Raw genomic sequence first — 17,994 nt, forward strand, 5'->3', positions numbered from 1 at the left:
TCTGTCTCAAGCCACGTACACTACGCCGCTTATTTCAACTCAATCAGAAGGCTTGGTTTTGCAAACTCTAGAACAATTAAAAACAGGACAATTAGTAGGAACGAAACAACTGAAGTTGGCGGAAGGGCTAACTGAGTTTCCTATGGAAATTTTAGAGCTTGCAGAAACGCTTGAAGTGTTAGATTTGTCTGGTAACGCACTGTCAGATTTACCACCAGAGTTGGAACAGCTGACCAAGCTAAAAATCATCTTTGCTTCCAACAACCAGTTCACCCATTTGCCAGAGGTCTTGGGTAAATTGCCAAACCTTGAGATGGTTGGGTTTAAAACCAACAAGATTAAAGTGGTGAGTGAAGCCTCACTACCAACTCAGTTACGTTGGTTGATTCTGACCGACAACGAGATTGAAGTTCTGCCAAACAGTCTGGGTGAAAGACCGCGCCTAAGAAAGCTTGCATTGGCGGGCAATCGCATCAAGCAACTGCCAAACAGCATGGAAAATTTGGTCAATTTGGAGTTGATTCGTCTCTCTGCGAACCAGTTAGAGCACTTCCCGGATGTGTTGATGAAGATGCCTAAATTGGCATGGTTTGCTTTCGCAGGTAACCCATTCTGCAAACACCCATCTTCGTTAGACAGCGTGCCGAAAGTGACGACAAACAGTTACTCACTTAACCATGTTCTTGGCCAAGGTGCGAGTGGCGTGATTTCTCATGCTAACTGGATTGACGCTGAATACGACTTCCCGAACGAAGTGGCAGTGAAAGTGTTCAAGGGCGAAGTGACCAGTGACGGCTACCCACATGATGAACTGGAAGCATGTTTGCAAGCCGGGCATCACAACAACTTGGTGAAATCCATCGCGCAAGTGGATGATGGTAATGAGCTTGCTTTGGTGATGGAGCTTATCCCAGACAGCTACTACAACTTGGGTTTACCGCCGACGCTGGAAACTTGCACCCGAGATACATTCCCACAAGGGTTTACGCTGACGGTCGAGCAAGTGAATTCTATTGTGGAGCAGATGGTGGACGTGTTTAATCACCTGCACGACAACAAGGTGTGCCATGGCGATTTGTATGCGCACAATACTTTGGTGAATGAGCAAGGTGAGATGATCTTCGGCGACTTTGGCGCGGCAAGCATTTACGGTTACTTATCGGACGAGCAGCAAGCTGCAATCCGAACCATTGAATCGAGAGCGCTGAAGTACTTTATCGAAGATATGTTTTCTGTGTGTGAAGCGTCGGAATCGGCATCGCAAGCATTCGATCGACTAGCAGCACTTGCAGCATAAGATTTCATACAATCGAAATTAGAAAGAGGTATCGAATTGCTCGTTTGAGACTGAGCAAAGTAGATACCTCTCAATTGAGTTAAGTGCTGGGGAATTTACTCTGAGCAAGCCTCTTGATGCTCTGACGTAAGATCAATCACCGCCTCACAACCACCTTCTGGATGTGTACCAATCTTAAATTGCCAGCCATAGCGTTGGCACAAATCGTCCACAATCATTAAACCTAATCCGTGCCCATCAGAGTGCGGAATGGTCGAAAAGCCTTCGCCTTCATCACGCACCGAGATGGTGTTCTTATCCATATTGATATGAATTGATCCCGATGGTGTCGCGGCGATGCCGTTGCGAATCAGGTTGCCAAGAATAATGGTTAGCACGGCATTGGTCGCGCGCGTTCTTGGGTTGCCGTCTATCTGTACATCAAAGCTGAGTGCTTTCTCGTCCGCCTGAGCTTGGCTTTGGAAGATGATTTGGTTGAGTTCTTCTTCGGTGATGCTGCGCACTGGTGAATCATCTGCATTACGCTCGTAACGCACTAAGCCGAGTAGGGCATCCACCATGGTCGACATCTGCTGCGTTGCATCCTGAATTCGGTTCACTTGGCGGGTTTGGAAATCTGTGTTCGCACTTCTCGCCAGTAAGCTGCTTGAGCCTTTCATCACGGTTAATGGTGTGCGCAGTTCATGACTCGCGTATCGTGCAAAGGCTTGCTCACGCTTGATGACTTGGTTGATTTTGTGGCGGTACTCATTCAACTCATCCGCAAGAGTTTGGAACTCTTTGGCTGAACCCTCTGGCACACTAAAAGTCTGTGTGGCATCGCCTTGATGATGATCGAGTTGGGTTTTAAGCGCATTGACGGGTTCAATCAGGCGCTGTGATAAGCGCAGCAGCAGACTACCAAACAGGAACACCAGCACGGCGACAATGGACAGCACCATAGCAACGACGAGAATGAATTCCTCTGAGGTGATCTCTATTTCATCAATCAAGGAAACCAGAATCACAGGATGCTCAACGCCTTTATAGGTGTAGGTGCTCATGTAAACCATGCGCGAGTATTCACCGTCTTCTACTTCATCAAGAAAGTGCTTTTGACCAATCAGGTATTTTTGGTAGCGCTCGGCAACCAGTGAAATGTCGTTGTAAGCGGTGGTGAGCAGATCAAGCTGAATACTGCCTTGCTCTGGGTGGGACTGGAAATGTTCAATCGCTTCTTTTTTATCGACCATAATACGACGCTCGCCCACGCGGTCTTCAGACCAAAGCAGGGAGCCAGTAATCAACAAAAAGCAGAAAATGCCAATCACGACCGACACGAAAGAGAAAAACAGAGCGAGTCGCCCTGTCATACTTTGTGTGCTTTGCGTGCTAGCAAGTAAGCGATTGATCATGCACCTGTCTCCAAGCGGAAGCCAACTTTCGGTACGGTGATAAGCACATGTTGTTCAAATGGCTTATCAAGTTGGTTACGCAGTTGGTAAATGTGGCTGCGTAGGACGTCGTTGTTCGGCTCGTTCTCTTGCCAAAGTTGGAAGGCGATTTCTTCACGTGTCACTACGTCTGGCGCGCTTTTCACAAGCATTTCCAGAATGGTGTAAGTGGTGGGGTTTAGCGCCAGCAGTTTATCTTGGCGGTAAGCTTTACGCGTTTTTTGGTCGATAGACACTTCGCCATATTCCAACTTGCTCGACGCGACAGTGCCACGGTAACGGCGGATCAGTGCCATCATGCGCGCTTCTAGAATATCCAAGTCGAAAGGTTTGGTCAGATAGTCATCCGCACCGTGTTGGAAGCCTTTGAGCATATCGTCACGGCTATCAAGTGCAGTCAGCATAAGCACTGGTGTGTTGTTGCCCGCGTCGCGAAGTTTATTACACATGGTCAGGCCATCCATGCGTGGCAGCATGAGGTCGAGCAAGATGATGTCGAAGGTGTTTTCCATCGCCAGTTTCAGGCCGAGCTCGCCGTTGTCTGCATAATCGAGTTCCATACCTGCACACTCAAAATAATCGAACAGCATGCCTGCGATTTCTCGATTATCTTCGACTAAAAGTACGCGTTTCATGTATTTCTCTCCAAGTGGGCGGGTTTTCGAAAATAAGGCTTCGTCTTAACCGAACATTATTCACTAAGAACGTGAAAAAGATGTCAACAACATCTCTTTCACATTGATGTTTGTAGACTGGATTCATTCATCGGATTTAGTGGAAGAGTAGCATGTCAACCTTCAACATTCACGCTGCAACCTTTTCAAAGGTGAGCCAACACACTGAGCCTAAAACAGTTTTGTCTGTTGTGGTGCCATTCTTTGACGAGCAAGAAGTCTTGCCTGAATTTCATCGTCGTTTAGCCGCCGTTTTGGATGAAATGCCAGAACGTTGCGAAATCGTTTATGTGGACGACGGCAGCAAAGACGACAGCCTAATGATCGCGCAAAACTTTTCTCAATCTTTTAGCGACGTTCGTTGTATTGCACTAAGCCGTAACTTCGGCAAAGAGTCCGCCATGAGTGCGGGGCTGGAACACTGCCAAGGTGAAGCGGTGATCGTGATTGATGCCGACTTGCAAGACCCGCCTGAGTTGATCCCGCAAATGGTATCAAAATGGCGTGAAGGGTATGACGTGGTGAACATGCAGCGCAGTGAACGCCACGGCGAAACTTGGTTCAAACGCTTCTCGGCCGCTTGCTTTTACAAAGTGCTTAACAGCATGGCGAAATTGGATGTGCCTGAGAACGTGGGCGATTTCCGTTTACTGAGCGCAAAAGTGGTCAAACACATCAATGCGTTGCCAGAGCGTAACCGATACATGAAAGGCATCTTCTCTTGGCCGGGCTTCAAGCAAGTGACGGTTCAGTTTGAGCGTGACGCTCGTTTCTGTGGTGAAACTAAATGGAACTACCTCAAGCTGATTGGCCTTGCAATGGACGGCATTACCTCGTTTTCCATTCGTCCTTTGCGCTTAGCGACACTTGCCGGTGCGTTAGTGGCGTTCAGTGCCTTTATCTATGGCGCATTCATTGTGATGAAAACCGTTGTGTTTGGTGAGCCTGTCACTGGCTACCCATCCATGATGGTCGTCCAACTTGCGTTGGGCGGTGTGCAACTGCTGTCGATTGGCCTTTTGGGTGAATACATTGGCCGCATTTTTGTCGAGACCAAGCAACGTCCTCTTTATCTTGTTCAGTCTGTTTACGAGCAGCCTGCAAAACATCAATCCATCCAAACCATGAAGTTTAAACTGGGAGAAACCGCGTAATCATGAGTATTAATAAAACCCATTTGTGGTTGTTGTTGGCGTTTGCTCTTTTACTCCGTCTTATTTCACTTGCCGCTTACCCTTTGATGGACACCACAGAAGCCCGCTACGGCGAAATGGCGCGCTTAATGGTGGAAACCGGCAATTGGCTTACCCCACAGTTTGATTACGGCGTGCCTTTTTGGGGGAAGCCACCCCTGTTCACGTGGATGAGTGCTTACGGCATTGAGCTGTTTGGATTAAATGAATTTGCAGTGCGCGCGCCTCATTGGTTAGCGGGTGTTGCGACGATTGTTTTTGTTGCTTTCATGGCGCATCGCGCTGGCTTTAATGCAGTCATCGCAGCGTTGGTACTGGCGACGTGTGGCATCTTTTCAATTGCGGCGGGTGCGGTGATGACCGACATGGCGCTAACGTTGGCAATGACGATGGCGATGGTTGGTTTTTACTATTGCTGGCTCGGTAAAGATAAACACAGCCGTTTGTGGGGTTACCTTGGTTTCTTTGGTTTGGCTTGCGGGCTGTTAGCAAAAGGTCCGGTAGCGATCGTGATCATGGGTATCGCAGTGTTTCCTTGGCTCGTGATTCAGCATGGTTTCTTTGGTGCCTTCAAAGCCCTGTGGCAGCGTTTTCCAATTGTATCGGGGTTGGCGCTCATGCTGGCGATTGCTCTACCGTGGTACATCATGGCTGAAATGGCGACGCCTGGATTTATTGATTACTTCATTGTTGGCGAGCACTTTAAGCGTTTTGTTGTCAGCGGTTGGGAAGGGGACCTGTATGGCTCTGCTCATGATCAACCACGTGGGATGATCTGGGTATTCTGGCTGCAATCGGCTGCGCCTTGGTCAATTGTATTGCCTATCTTGGCATGGAAACGTCGTAAGGTGCTCAAAGCCATTGAAACCGATCATCAAGGTTTATTTAGCTTCCTGATGTGTTGGCTGATTTCCCCAATGATCTTGTTCACCATGGCTGGGAATATTTTGCCTGCTTACGTGCTACCGGGTGTGCCTGCATTGGGTATCTTGATTGCAATGCTGGTGGATAAACACGATTTCAAATGGCTGACCGGAACGGCAGCGGTGTTGCCAGCCCTGCTTATGATTGCGATGTTGGTTTTGAATATGGGCAAAGCAGATAGCCGCAGCGACCGCATCATCTTCGCGCAAATTAATGACAATGCTCCGGTCTTCTACATTGGTAAGCGCCCGTTTTCAGGCCAGTTCTATAGTCATGGTCAGGCGAAAAAGCTTGAAGATAAGAATGACTTAAACAATCTGAAGAAATTCCACCTGATTGGTAAATCGCAGCAAGTGGATAGCATGATTCATGAAAATGCGTTGAGTTGTACCAACGAGTTCACAGCAAAATCGAAACGCTCACTCTACACCTGTGTGGTTGGATAACGGAATGCGCAAATTACCAAAATTTGCTTCGCTGGAAAGGTTTGCTTCGTTAACAAGGTTTGCTCTAGTAGGTGGTGTCGGCTTTATGGTCGACATCCTTATCTTTTCTGTGTTGTTCCATTGGTTTGGTCTGGAGCTGATGTTGGCTCGTGGGATAGCATTTTTGTTTGCAGCAACCACGACGTGGCTTGGCAATCGCTGGCTGACTTTCTCTCAAGCAGAAAAAACCAACCCTTTCGCTCAATGGCAAAAATTTATGGCGAGTGCTTGTATCAGTGCTTTGCCGAATTTTATTGTGTTCAAAGGCGTAGCGCTCGCGCTTGGAACGCAAGGGCTGATGGTCTATTTGGCTTTGATCTTAGGCATATTGGCAGGCATGGTGAGTAACTATTTACTCAGTGCAAAATGGGTGTTTCGTCAAGGGTAAGTAGGTTGGGGTTGTCGAGAATGACGATAATTCCATTTAAAACAGGGAGATGGATGAAATTTAAGTGTGATCCATATCACGTATTGAGTAATCTGTCTCTTTCTATCCATGCGCTCTGATATCTCTCTATTTTCATATAAAAACCATTTTATTATTAAGGGTTAAGTTCTATAAATACAAGAGCTTAGGCTTTCTTCTGATGCACTTTATTTATTGTGCAGCTCATACTTAGAAAATATAAAACCGCCCTCCGTCGTAACTCTGTTAATAATGCAGATCTTTCTGTTCTCTTTCTGTTCATATTTTGGCGTCTTCTATTCACTTCTGTTGTTTAAAATCCACGAAATTTCAAAAGCTAACGCCAATTTATCATCAGTCATAGAGGCTAATATGTTTAACAGTATACGTACGCGAATTGCAGTGAGTGCGGGTGGAGCAATGGCTTTCACTTTGTTGATTGCAATGGGCATGACCACCAACGCTTTCACGGATGTGAACAAGCAAATTAACGAAAAAGTGAAAGCGCAATTGACCGATGCGACCAACACAGATCTGCAAAATACCGCGATTCAGCAAGGTTTGAATATCGCTAACCAGCTTGATCCTGTTTTGGCAAACCTAAAGCAAGCGCGCTCTATTATTGAGTTAAGCGCAGAGCGTAACGCAAGCGCAGACCTTATTGTTAAACAGTTTACTGCCGCGCTAGAGGCTCAGAATAAAGCCGTATTTGCTGGTTACATGGTTTGGCAAGATAAAACATGGCCACAGCAAGTGACGTTCAACGCAGAAGATGGGTTTAACAGCCAAGGTTATCTTGCGCCGTTTTTCTCGCCGAACGAGCACGACAGCTTTGATGCGGTCGCCATGGAAAGCTTCAGCAATACAGAACTCAACAGCAATGGTGAGCGCAAAGATGATTGGCACCTTATGCCTTACGAAACGGGCAAGACGTTTGTCATGGAGCCTTACTTCTATCCAGTAAGAGGTAAACAAGAGCTGATCACGACCATCAGCCAACCAATTAAGCAGGATGGCAAAATCATCGGTTCTTTGGGCTTCGATTTGTCGCTGCATGAGCTGCAAAGCCAGAGTGAACGCTTTGCGCATAACCTGTTTGATGGCGAAGGCAAAATCCTTATCACGTCTTGGAAAGGTATTACACTCGCGAACAGCCGTGCTGCCGATATGGTCGGTAAGAAAGTATCGTCTGAGCTTGCTGCAGAATGGTCAAACATCCAGTCTATTGCGAAACGTGATGGCGCAGGTTTGGTGACCTTTGGTGGTGATGAATACGCGATCACAGCTATCGATACGAGCGATGCTCCATGGGTAGTCATGGTGTCGGTTCCCAGCAACCACCTTACAAAAAGCGTCGACGACTACCAACAATGGAGTGATGACCAGAATTCAGAAGCGCTTGAAAAAGGTATCTGGGCGGGGATCATCGCTGCTCTTCTAGGCATTGCTGCAATGGCATTTATTGCAAGCTCGCTTGGTAAAGTTCTGAACAACTTGGTTGAACGTTTTAAAGACGCTGCACAAGGTGAGGGTGATCTGACTTACCGCATTGAAGTGAAAGGCAAAGATGAAACCGCGCAACTGGCGCATTGGTTCAATACTTTCCTATCGCGTATGCAAGAGATGCTGCTGACTGTGATGGCAACGGCAGACCAAGTCGATAAGAACGCCACAGAAGGCCAGACGCGTGCCGCAGCTTCTCGTGACCAATTGAATGCTCAAGTAAATGAGGTGAACTCGCTAGCAACCGCCATCAATGAAATGAGTGCTACTGCGCAAGAGGTCGCGAACTCAGCAGTTCAAGCGGCAGCGGCGGCAAGCCAAGTACAAAGCAACAGCTTGAACGGCATGACACGCATGGATAACGCCGCAAATGCGGTAGATAGCTTGGCAATGCAAGTGAACGATGCGCAGCAACAAACACAGAACTTGGTCGACTCCAGCACGGCGATTCAAGGCATTCTGAGCGAGATCGGTGGTATTGCAGAACAAACCAATCTATTGGCTCTGAACGCTGCAATTGAAGCGGCTCGCGCAGGTGAGGCAGGCCGAGGCTTTGCAGTCGTTGCCGATGAAGTTCGTAATCTGGCCAATCGTACTCAAGGTTCGACAGAAGAAATCCGCGCTATGCTCGCTCGACTAGAGCAAGAGACGCAATCTATTGTAGTGCTGATGGAGCAAAGCCAAAAACAAGCCATTGATACTAAGGGCGAGACTCAAGCAGCGCATTTGGCTCTGTCTGAAATCAACCAAGCGATTGAAGTCATCAATGACATGAACAACCAAATTGCTTCGGCAGCAGAAGAGCAAAGCTCAGTATCGGAAGAGATTAACCGTAACGTTGTGATCATCAACGATACGGCGGTAGAGGTGATGGATACGATGACCTCTTCAGTAGAAATCAGTAACGAGTTGACGGTAAAAGCGAGCGATCTTCACGGCGAACTGAGTAAGTTTAAGCTGTCTTAATCGTCTCTTTTATTGAGTCTCCCTTACAAGCCGAGTGCATTATGCGCTCGGCTTTTTTGTTCGTGCCAATAACACTAACCCAAACTATTCAATTCAACTTTTTCTTCTTTCGTTGCGTCTTTTTGAAAATGACTTCGTCTTATAGGCATGGAACGGAATTAAGTGATGTGTGCATGGTGATGTTTTATTCATCTAATGCCTTTTTGAGAGAGCTGTAATTGATGTCGATTTTATAAATCAAGTTGCGCTTCAAATTGATTATTACCGTACGCGGTTTTTACTGGGTTTTGGAACTTGTTCTAGATCATTAAAGTGTTCAAAAACGCAATCTTTGATTTTAAATATTTAAACTTTGATGTGGTTTAAGAAATTAAACCTGACTCATATGTTTTTGGTGATCTTGTTCAACTATTGTGCGTGATTTCGATCAGTTCTCGGTAATTTGTTGGTGTTTTGAGCGCATTTTTTAGGTTTACAGAAGTTTACTCTGTATTGCTGAACTCACCCGAAAGGAGTAGTTTGCAGTCATTGAGTTCAAAAATGTAAACCGAAATGATGAGTGTAAAGCAAGTTCGATTCACCGACGAAGACAGAGAATGTTTAAGCAACTACTTTCGTTTAGCAGACACGATTGCCGATTTGATCGGACCATACTGTGAAGTGGTTATTCATTCATTTGAAAGCCTAGAAAATTCAGTCGTGAAGATCGTGAATGGCCATCATACCGGGCGTGAAATTGGCTCGCCAATCACCGATTTGGGCTTACGTATGTGGAGCACATTCGAGAAAACGGGCGAGGTCTCTCCGAAGAGCTATTTCACCAATGCTGCCGATGGCTCGCTACTGAAATCGACTACGTGCATTTTGGCTGGCCCAGAGCAAAAGCCGATTGGCATGCTGTGCATCAACATGAACTTATCTTTCCCATTCCCAGAAATCGTCAAGACGCTGATGCCACAGTGTCACGTATCGCAAACCTTGGTGAGTGAAACCTTCAGCAATAACGCGAACGACGTGATTAAGCAGGCACTGAGCGCTGCCATGCAAGAGGTGGATCAAGACGAGACGGTTTCCGCAAAAGGTCGTAACAAAGCCATCATTCGTTGTTTATTTGATAACGGCGTGTTTGAGCTAAAAGAGACGACCACACAAGTATCAGAGCAACTTGGGATCAGCCGTCAGGCGGTTTACAAGTTTATCCGTGAATTTAAATCAGAATAAAACTAATAACTTAGGAGTTATATCGTGAAACAGATCATTGCCACTGAACAAGCACCTGCCGCTATCGGTCCTTACTCTCAAGGTACGTCTTACGGCGACATGGTTTACACATCAGGCCAACTACCACTGGTTCCAGAAACCATGCAGTTTGTTGAAGGCGGCATCAAAGAGCAAGCTCTTCAGTCTCTAGAAAACTTAAAAGCGGTTCTAGAAGCAAGCGGTGCGGGACTAGACACTGTATTGAAGACGACATGCTTCCTATCAGATATGGAAAACTTCGCTGCATTTAACGAAGTGTACACAGAGGTATTTGGTACAGAAAACGCACCAGCTCGTTCTTGCGTTGAAGCAGCAAGACTACCAAAAGACGCATTGGTTGAAGTTGAAGCCATTGCATACAAAAAGTAACCGATTTTCGGACATAAATGGGTATCAATAGGAGATTCTCATGAGCGTTTCATTTATTGGATTGAGCATCCTGTTCTTTGGGTTCTACGCATTACTTGCGAACTTCAAAAAACAAAAGAAAAGCTTTAACTTCCGCGTACTGAGTGCGCTTGCTGCCGGCCTGTTATTCGGCGGTGCGATTCAGCTCGTATTCGGTGTAGGCAACGTTGCAACGGCAGGTTTTGCTGAGCTGATTTCTGTGTTCGGTAAAGGCTATATCAAGCTTCTACAAATGATCGTAATCCCGCTAGTATTTGTGGCGATGATCTCTTCGATCATGAACGTAGAAGGCGGTGGTGCACTATCGCGCATCGCACCAAAAATCATCGGTATTCTACTTTTCACTTGTGCTATCTCTGCGGCAGTGGGCATCGCAAGTATTTACCTATTCGGTATCGATGCTAACGCGCTAGTCAGCACTATCGGCACTAACAGCGCTATCGAAGCGCGTGGTGACTCTCTGATTGCAACACAAGATGCGATGGCAAGCAGCGGCCTGTCAGGTATGGCGCTGTCTATCATCCCAACCAACATCTTTGACATGCTAACGGGCTCTCAACGTACGTCGACGCTATCAACGGTATTGTTCGGTATGTTCCTTGGTTACTGTATCCTGCAAGTGAAAAACCGTAAGCCTGAGAAAGTGCAAAACTTCGTTGATTTCATCAACTCTGCAAAAGAAGTCGTACTTTCAATGGTACGTGAGATTCTGAAGCTGACGCCTTACGGTGTATTCGCTCTGATGACCACGTTCATGATGACAAACGATTTGTTCGCACTAGCAGAAATGGGTCGCTTCCTACTAGCAAGCTACGTGGCAATCGGTGTAATGTTCGCTATCCACTTCGTGATGGTGTCTATGTTCGGTCTGTCTCCTGCGAAGTTCATGAAGAAAATCTGGCCAGTGCTCGTATTTGGCTTTGGTTCTCGCTCAAGCATGGCGGCAATCCCACTAAACGTTGAAACTCAAACTCAACGTCTAGGTGTGGACGAAGAAACAGCAAACATGTCAGCAACATTCGGTACCAGTATCGGTCAGAACGGTTGTGCCGGTATCTACCCTGCAATGCTAGCTATCATGGCGGCTCAAGTAATGGGCATGCCAGTTGACCTAGGCTTCATCCTACAACTGATTGCTGTAATCGCGATTGCTTCATTCGGTATCGCAGGTGTTGGTGGCGGTGCAACGTTCGCAGCAGTAGCGGTACTAACCATTATGGGTCTAGACATTACGGTTGTGGCGATTCTGGTTTCTATCGAAGCGCTTATCGATATGGCTCGTACCGCGCTTAACATCTCTGGCTCAATGTTGTCAGGCGTGCTAACCGCGAAGAAGAATGGCTCACTAAACACTGAGCAATACAACGCAGATGTGGCTGCAACAGTGTCAAAAGAAGCAGCAGTGTAATTTCTAAACTTAATAAAGAGCACCCAACGCGGGTGCTCTCCGTTTTTCCTGAGTTCAGGTTATTTAGGTAATAAATATGAAAGTTGTTGTCGTAGGCGGTAGCGCTGCAGGTATGAGTTTCGCAGCGAAATACAAACGTAATCAGCCATCAGATGAAGTGATTGTGCTGGATAAGCGCGATTACATCTCGTTTGGTGCGTGTGGTTTACCTTATTTTGCTGGTGGCATGTTTGATGACACTGAGCGCATGATTTCTCGTACGCCAGAACAAGCGATTAAATCTGGTTTAGACGTGCGCATTGAAACTGAAATGGTGGCACTAGACCGCACAGAAAAGCAGATTAAAGTTCGTCACCAAGGTGAAGAAAGCACCATCGATTACGATATGTTGGTGATTGCCACGGGCGCGCGTCCAATCGTGCCATCGTTTGGCGAGTTCAACCCAGAGCACGTATACACGCTAACCAGCATGGAAGATGGTTTGGCAGTAAAAGAAGCGCTTAAGGACAGCAACAAACAACGCGTTTGTGTTATTGGCGGTGGTTTTATCGGCCTTGAAGTGTTCGATGCTGCACACCTACTAGGTAAGCACGTCACCATCATTGAGCGTGAACAACACGTGATGAGTCGTCAGTTCAGCCCTGAAATGATTGAAGTGGTAGAAGGCGCGATTCGCGAATCTGGTGCTGAGCTAAAAACCGGTTGCAGCGTATCAGCCATTCGCGACGCAGAGCAGGGCGGTTACATCGTAGAAACCAACAATGGCAATGTAGAAGCAGACGTTGTGATCATGTCACTTGGCTTCAAACCAAACACAGAAGCATTCGAGTTACCAAAAGCAGCGAACGGCGCATTGCTAGTCGATGAGTTTGGCGCAACAGAAGATGCACACATTTACGCTGCTGGCGACTGTGCAGTGGTTCACCATATGGCGCTAGGCAAATCAGTGTATGTTCCACTGGCAACCACAGCTAACAAGCAAGCGCGTATGATGGCTGACAAACTTGCAGGCAAAGACACTTACATGAGTGGTTTCTTGGGCTCGTCTTGTTTGAAAGTTCTGGATTACGAACTGGCATGCACAGGCGTATCGGAACTTCTAGCTAAAGAACACGGTTTGGAAGTGAAGGTTTCAACCATTTCAGATAAGAACCAAACCGACTACTACCCAGGTCAAGAAGACATTAAAGTGAAGTTGGTTTACCACCCAGAAACCAATGTACTGCTTGGTGGTGAAATCGTGGGTAAGAAGGGCGCAGTAGGGCGAATCAACGCACTCGCTGTTGCCATCACTGCGAAGATGACAACACAGCAGCTAGGTTACATGGACTTCTGCTACGCACCACCATTCGCACGTACATGGGATGCACTAAACGTTGCAGGTAACGTAGCGAAATAATTTAGCTATCCACGTAATTCAAACAAAACAAAAGGGCTCCAGAGTTATCTCTGGAGCCCTTTTTTAATGCTTGTTTGAACTATGAAGCGGGAGTGGCTTGCTGTGCACCTTCCGCTTTTAAGCGTTCGATTTCTGATTCAGTTTGCCACTTACCGTTGTAAAGGTATTCACGCTCAGGAAGCGGGGCATTTGACGCCCTTAAATCAAGTACCTCATCGGTTTTATATTCTCTATTACAAACAGGAATGTTAAACAGTCTAGCTTCTGGCTTCGATTCAAACAGCTTTTTGTGGTCATCTACCTCTGTACAATCCAGCTTATATTCAGTAGCTAACTGATTTACCATCGATTCTAAGTCCGTTTCTGTTTTGAAAAATACGTAGCAATCAGATCTACTATGTGAACGGACAATGGTGTTGTGTTCCATATCGATATATTCACACTTATCCTGCTTAAAGTAGAACTGGATCACTTTGCGCTTTTTGTTATAGTCGGCAAACAACCAATCTTCACGCTCTGCAACTCTCACTTCTGTTGGTTCATCGGGCTTGCGTTTTAACATACCAAAAGAAACCAATATAAAGCCACCAGCTCCGACAAGAACCATAGGTCCAGCAACTCCAACCATCACGACACAAACTATTGCTCCAATCCAGCCCATGACTTGAGTTGCAGAGTTTACCCAATTCGGTAAATTACGTCGTTTTTTTATAACTAACCCGCGATCGGACAAGGTGTAATCATAACGATTGTCCAACCCAAATGTCAGATAAGATACACCAGACATGATTATCGTCAGACCCGATAAAATGTAAGTTAAGATCATGTCGCTGTTGTCATGTAGGAAATAGGTAAGGAAAAATAATGGACTGACAGCGGCTATAGCAATCGATAGGTATAAGTATCGAAAAGGCTCTTCAATATCGTGCTTGTGCCAGATTGTTAGATTCATCCCCTTTAGAATTTGTTGTTCTTGTTCTTCTTGGTAGGACGAAAATTCTTCTGGCGTGATGTAAAAAGGTAAATAAGCCAAGGGTTACTCCTGTAAGCTAAGTTCACTAGCATCTGAAGTTAATGAACTTCTGATCGTTGCTTGTTTAGTATTGTCTGAAATCGCCGTATAAGTTGCACGCTGTTTTGCATTATTTTGGAACCAGTACTTACGGCTTAATTCGTTTTTATCATCAAGGATGTATTCTATCTCAAATGCTAGATAGTTAGCTGAGTCTTTCATTGGTAGAGTCAATTTATAGACGCTTTGAGAATCTGAGGAATCAGTTGAACTATCCAACGTTTCTAGATCTACTCCAGTGTGCCAAGCTCCCGACCCAAGTCCTCCCTCTGTTACAGAAGTATTTGTCCTAAGCTTTATTCCATCTCTTGCTGCATTGGTAGGAACTTGGATATGTAACTCAATACCAAACAATTCTTGTTTTGCTGCTGGATACTGTGTTGTTGAATTCGGAACGGTACGCATCAATGGTATTTGGCAGATCAAAGGTTTATCCATTATGGTTTTTAACTCAAAAAGAGCCTCTTGCACTAAAGAAGAATTATGCTTTTCTCTCTCTACCAAGCTTGAGGATTGACTCCATAGGGCTTTATCTGGGTGGTAGCCCCAAGGAAGTTTATCTAACCATTTTTGATAATCATCTTGTTTAAGTTTACTCATTATATGATTACTAAGAAGGTAAACAGCAGTAAGGCCCATAATGACAAACATGATCGGACCTCCAAACAGGATATTTGCTGACCAAATCCCAGTTAATCCACCGATAGCTTGAAACCCACCTACAAGTGTCAATCCAACTAAAGATGCAAAGTTGAAGTATTCGACAACTCTTGCGCTCCCATATAAGCCGTCTATGTTCTTCCATGAGCGATAGGCCTCTATACCTGAAGCAAGAGCCCCAATAACTCCGGTTACAGCTAGCCATTTATTGAATACCTTTAGGTCATTAAGGTTTAAGTTTTTAAAAGTGTCTTCGCTTCTATTCACTAACTTCTTTAAGACATTATATGAATGTGACCTTAATCTAGGGTCACCCTTTACTCTCTCCCATAACTTACCCGTACGAATTCCCGTCCAAGCGTTTACTGTATAAAAAAGCTTTTGCTGAATATCTAAAAACTCATCTGAGGACATTAACCCAGTGTCTTGGATACTGCTCATGGCATCACCAAGCGCTATGCAGTTAAATACTAATGCCATAAAGCCTAGACCACCTGCATTCTCGAACAGTTTATTCAAATCATCGAGCTTATTCATAGTGATCCCAGTTCTAAGCTCGACGGTTCTTTGCGGTAGATCATCGGGTAATTCAATATACTGTGGGTACTCCAATGTAGCCACAGCGAGTGCCTTCTTAATTCTCTTTTTATTTTTTAAAGCTGTAGTGTATTTAGAGTCGGCTTTGCGGTTGTTTTTCTGGAAGTCAGCAATGACCGCATCGTTTTTCTTGATCTCACTTAGGTAATCATTTACGCGTGTTTTCCATTTTTTAAAATCGCGAGCGTAGCTTTCATTTATAGTCACCGGCATATTGTGTGCCATATGCTCTGCAATAACGGCAAACAAATAATAGCTCTGACGGTTCAGAGGTTTAGCGAAAACAGGCATCAGTAAAATCGATGCTTGTGAAGTCATGTTAACGCCAAACTCTAAAACTCCTTTTGCAAGTGCACCTATTGCGGATTTAAAGATAATGTCCAGCTCTTGGAAACCTTTGGCGATATCTTTGAGAAAGTCCGTTTCCGCAGTGTTTGGGTTGGAAACAAAATCCATGATCTTAGAGTACATGCTCACACGGTTGCTTGTAGCCGAGATCTGGTCCATCAACTGATTATCAGCATCGGAATTTTCTGAGGCGATCGACTGTTCATTCTGCGCCTCAGTAATATTCTTCTCTATTACTTTAAATAAGCTTCGGCTAAACCCAGAGGCATAGAGAGCAAGTAAACTGGTTGGTTTCTCCCATTGGCTTTCAGCCCATTGGCGGTCTTCTTCTTGCACCACCAAAGTAAATGACTCAACGGCTTGTTTATGAAGTTGATACAAGCTGTATTGTGTGTCTTCACTATATAGGTCGAAGGTTCTTTCGAGATGATGCGGTGTCAAAGACTCCATTACAGCGATAAAGTCGCTTTTTACTGAAACAACTTCGGCAAGCATGGTTTCTTTTTGTTTTGACAGCTCTTGCATTTCGCTCAGCATCTGTTTCCAGTTGAGTTGCTTACGCCAACGCTCAGTCGCTATCCATTGCTCGTATTTACCAAATCGGTTTGCTGAAATGCCATATTTCTTCTGTATGGCCTCTGCTATTTCTGAAGTGGATTTTTGGTAATCATCGATAGCTTGCTGGGAAAATGAAGATGGCATTCCTTTGATGATAGCTGCTTGAGATTCACTGGTAAGGTCAACCATTGCTGAGTTGTCATAGTAATCCGCCATGTCCATATAGAATTCAAGCTCTTGGTTTTTGCGCTTTACTCCTGTGGGCATGTCTATATTGTCGCTTGCCCCGAACATGCACAGCTGCATAGCGGTCTGCATCAAGTTCCACTGGTTTGAAAACTGGTCAGTGAAAAGGCGGTATGGGCTTGCGGCACCAACAAAATGCAGTGATATATCTTGAATGTCTGCGGCGTAATCTTTTATCGCGACGAAGTAGCCCGATTCTTCTTCTGGAATCGCAGAGGTTAAGTCACTCTCGGCTGCGACAGGTTTAAAGGTAGAACCATCTTCGTCAGCTTTGGTAGCGATGCCAGAATCTGCAAAACGCCCATCATCAACGGCAGAAGGTTCAATATCAGCCACTTGAGTTAACTTATCGATTGGTGCAATGTTGTGCTGATTCTCGTTTGCAGACAGAACAACAGTCTGCATGCGATCGATATGATTACTCGGATTGTTAAGTACGCGCATGAACATGTTCCATGTCCAGCGGTGTTCAGAGTAACAAATCGACAGCACGCTCCCATCTTCGTAAGTAAGAAAAGGTTTTGCGCCTTCTGGGGTACCACGCTGTTCGGATTCTGGGCTTTCCGACTCTCCCAGCTTGTAGAGCGTGAATTGCGTTCCTTTGATTTCGTATTCGTCTAGGCTTTTATTGATTGCATCATAGACATACAACCAACCATCACGAAGCTGACGCAGTGTGTAGCCAACGGTATTGAGTTTGGCTGGGCCTTGGCCTCTCCATTCTTCAGGCAAACCAAAAGGTTGTGTTTCTTCTGTTTCTAGCTGATCGATAGCGTAGCGAACAGGGATGAAATGTGCCGGTAAAGCCTCTGTTGGTTCTTTCTCGGTTTTTAGATTGAGAGGTTCTGGTTCAGACGGCGGTGGCGGATCGATTTTTTTGGTTTCTCCCTCCCAAAACATACTGCGCTCAGGAGGCGAGCCAGCCATATCATCGGATGCGGTGGTTGGAACGGTATTCAGAGATTTCAACGTGCCATCGCTTTCAAATGCCTGAACAGCTTCTTCGTGGGTATAGCTGTTGTCGTGCCAAAACATCGAAGTTTTTGGAGGAAGTGGATTACTCATCGTCAGCCTATGTTTAAGAGTTTTACTCCATTAGGCAAATATCGCACCAAAATAAAACGACTAAAAATCAGTAGGTTATTTCTTTCGTGATT

13 protein-coding genes are annotated in these 17,994 nt (G+C 45.6%); 9 read left to right on the forward strand and 4 right to left on the reverse strand.

Translation table 11 applies throughout. From position 1 onward, the window contains the following. Positions 1-58 precede the first annotated feature (58 nt). A complete protein-coding gene (locus tag ACLIIY_RS04515) occupies positions 59-1,297 on the forward strand; it encodes a leucine-rich repeat-containing protein kinase family protein (protein WP_434528187.1) in 1,239 nt (412 codons plus the stop codon). 95 nt (positions 1,298-1,392) lie between these two features. Here the strand turns inward: ACLIIY_RS04515 and ACLIIY_RS04520 are convergent, their stop codons facing one another. After that, on the reverse strand, positions 1,393-2,691 hold the full coding sequence (locus ACLIIY_RS04520; protein WP_434528188.1) for a sensor histidine kinase: 1,299 nt from the start codon (positions 2,689-2,691) through the stop codon (positions 1,393-1,395). Further along, a complete protein-coding gene (locus ACLIIY_RS04525) occupies positions 2,688-3,365 on the reverse strand; it encodes a response regulator transcription factor (RefSeq protein WP_005389368.1) in 678 nt (225 codons plus the stop codon). The genes ACLIIY_RS04520 and ACLIIY_RS04525 overlap by 4 nt, the downstream gene beginning before the upstream one ends. A gap of 152 nt (positions 3,366-3,517) precedes the next feature. On the opposite strand from ACLIIY_RS04525, the gene ACLIIY_RS04530 reads away from it, so the two are divergent. From ACLIIY_RS04530 to ACLIIY_RS04565, 8 genes are all read left to right on the forward strand, one after another. Continuing rightward, positions 3,518-4,558 (forward strand): glycosyltransferase family 2 protein, encoded by a 1,041-nt coding sequence (locus ACLIIY_RS04530; protein ID WP_434528189.1) that lies wholly within the window; start codon positions 3,518-3,520, stop codon positions 4,556-4,558. A gap of 2 nt (positions 4,559-4,560) precedes the next feature. Next, complete coding sequence (locus tag ACLIIY_RS04535; protein WP_045412049.1) at positions 4,561-5,967, forward strand: ArnT family glycosyltransferase; 1,407 nt, start codon at positions 4,561-4,563, stop codon at positions 5,965-5,967. Positions 5,968-5,971: 4 nt separating this feature from the next. Next, complete coding sequence (locus ACLIIY_RS04540; protein ID WP_434528190.1) at positions 5,972-6,394, forward strand: GtrA family protein; 423 nt, start codon at positions 5,972-5,974, stop codon at positions 6,392-6,394. A 390-nt stretch (positions 6,395-6,784) separates the two neighbouring features. Then, complete coding sequence (locus tag ACLIIY_RS04545; protein WP_039842287.1) at positions 6,785-8,881, forward strand: methyl-accepting chemotaxis protein; 2,097 nt, start codon at positions 6,785-6,787, stop codon at positions 8,879-8,881. Positions 8,882-9,433: 552 nt separating this feature from the next. Continuing rightward, positions 9,434-10,102, forward strand: coding sequence for a helix-turn-helix transcriptional regulator (locus ACLIIY_RS04550; RefSeq protein WP_005434997.1), 669 nt, complete (start codon positions 9,434-9,436; stop codon positions 10,100-10,102). A 24-nt stretch (positions 10,103-10,126) separates the two neighbouring features. After that, positions 10,127-10,510, forward strand: a complete 384-nt coding sequence (locus ACLIIY_RS04555) for a RidA family protein (RefSeq protein WP_434528191.1) — start codon at positions 10,127-10,129, stop codon at positions 10,508-10,510. A 40-nt stretch (positions 10,511-10,550) separates the two neighbouring features. After that, positions 10,551-11,957 carry a cation:dicarboxylate symporter family transporter gene (locus tag ACLIIY_RS04560; RefSeq protein WP_009706940.1) on the forward strand — a complete coding sequence of 469 codons (1,407 nt, stop codon included), beginning with the start codon at positions 10,551-10,553 and terminating at the stop codon, positions 11,955-11,957. A gap of 76 nt (positions 11,958-12,033) precedes the next feature. Continuing rightward, positions 12,034-13,356, forward strand: coding sequence for a CoA-disulfide reductase (locus tag ACLIIY_RS04565; protein ID WP_434528192.1), 1,323 nt, complete (start codon positions 12,034-12,036; stop codon positions 13,354-13,356). Positions 13,357-13,435: 79 nt separating this feature from the next. Here ACLIIY_RS04565 and ACLIIY_RS04570 read toward each other — a convergent pair whose 3' ends face one another. Next, entirely contained in the window at positions 13,436-14,389 is a 954-nt protein-coding gene (locus ACLIIY_RS04570; protein ID WP_434528193.1) for a hypothetical protein, read from the reverse strand. Between the two features lie 3 nt (positions 14,390-14,392). Beyond that, entirely contained in the window at positions 14,393-17,902 is a 3,510-nt protein-coding gene (locus ACLIIY_RS04575; protein ID WP_434528194.1) for a T6SS effector BTH_I2691 family protein, read from the reverse strand. Positions 17,903-17,994 lie beyond the last annotated feature (92 nt).

The organism is Vibrio sp. K4, from assembly GCF_051122595.1.
In the GTDB taxonomy this organism is placed as follows: Bacteria; Pseudomonadota; Gammaproteobacteria; order Enterobacterales; family Vibrionaceae; genus Vibrio; species Vibrio owensii.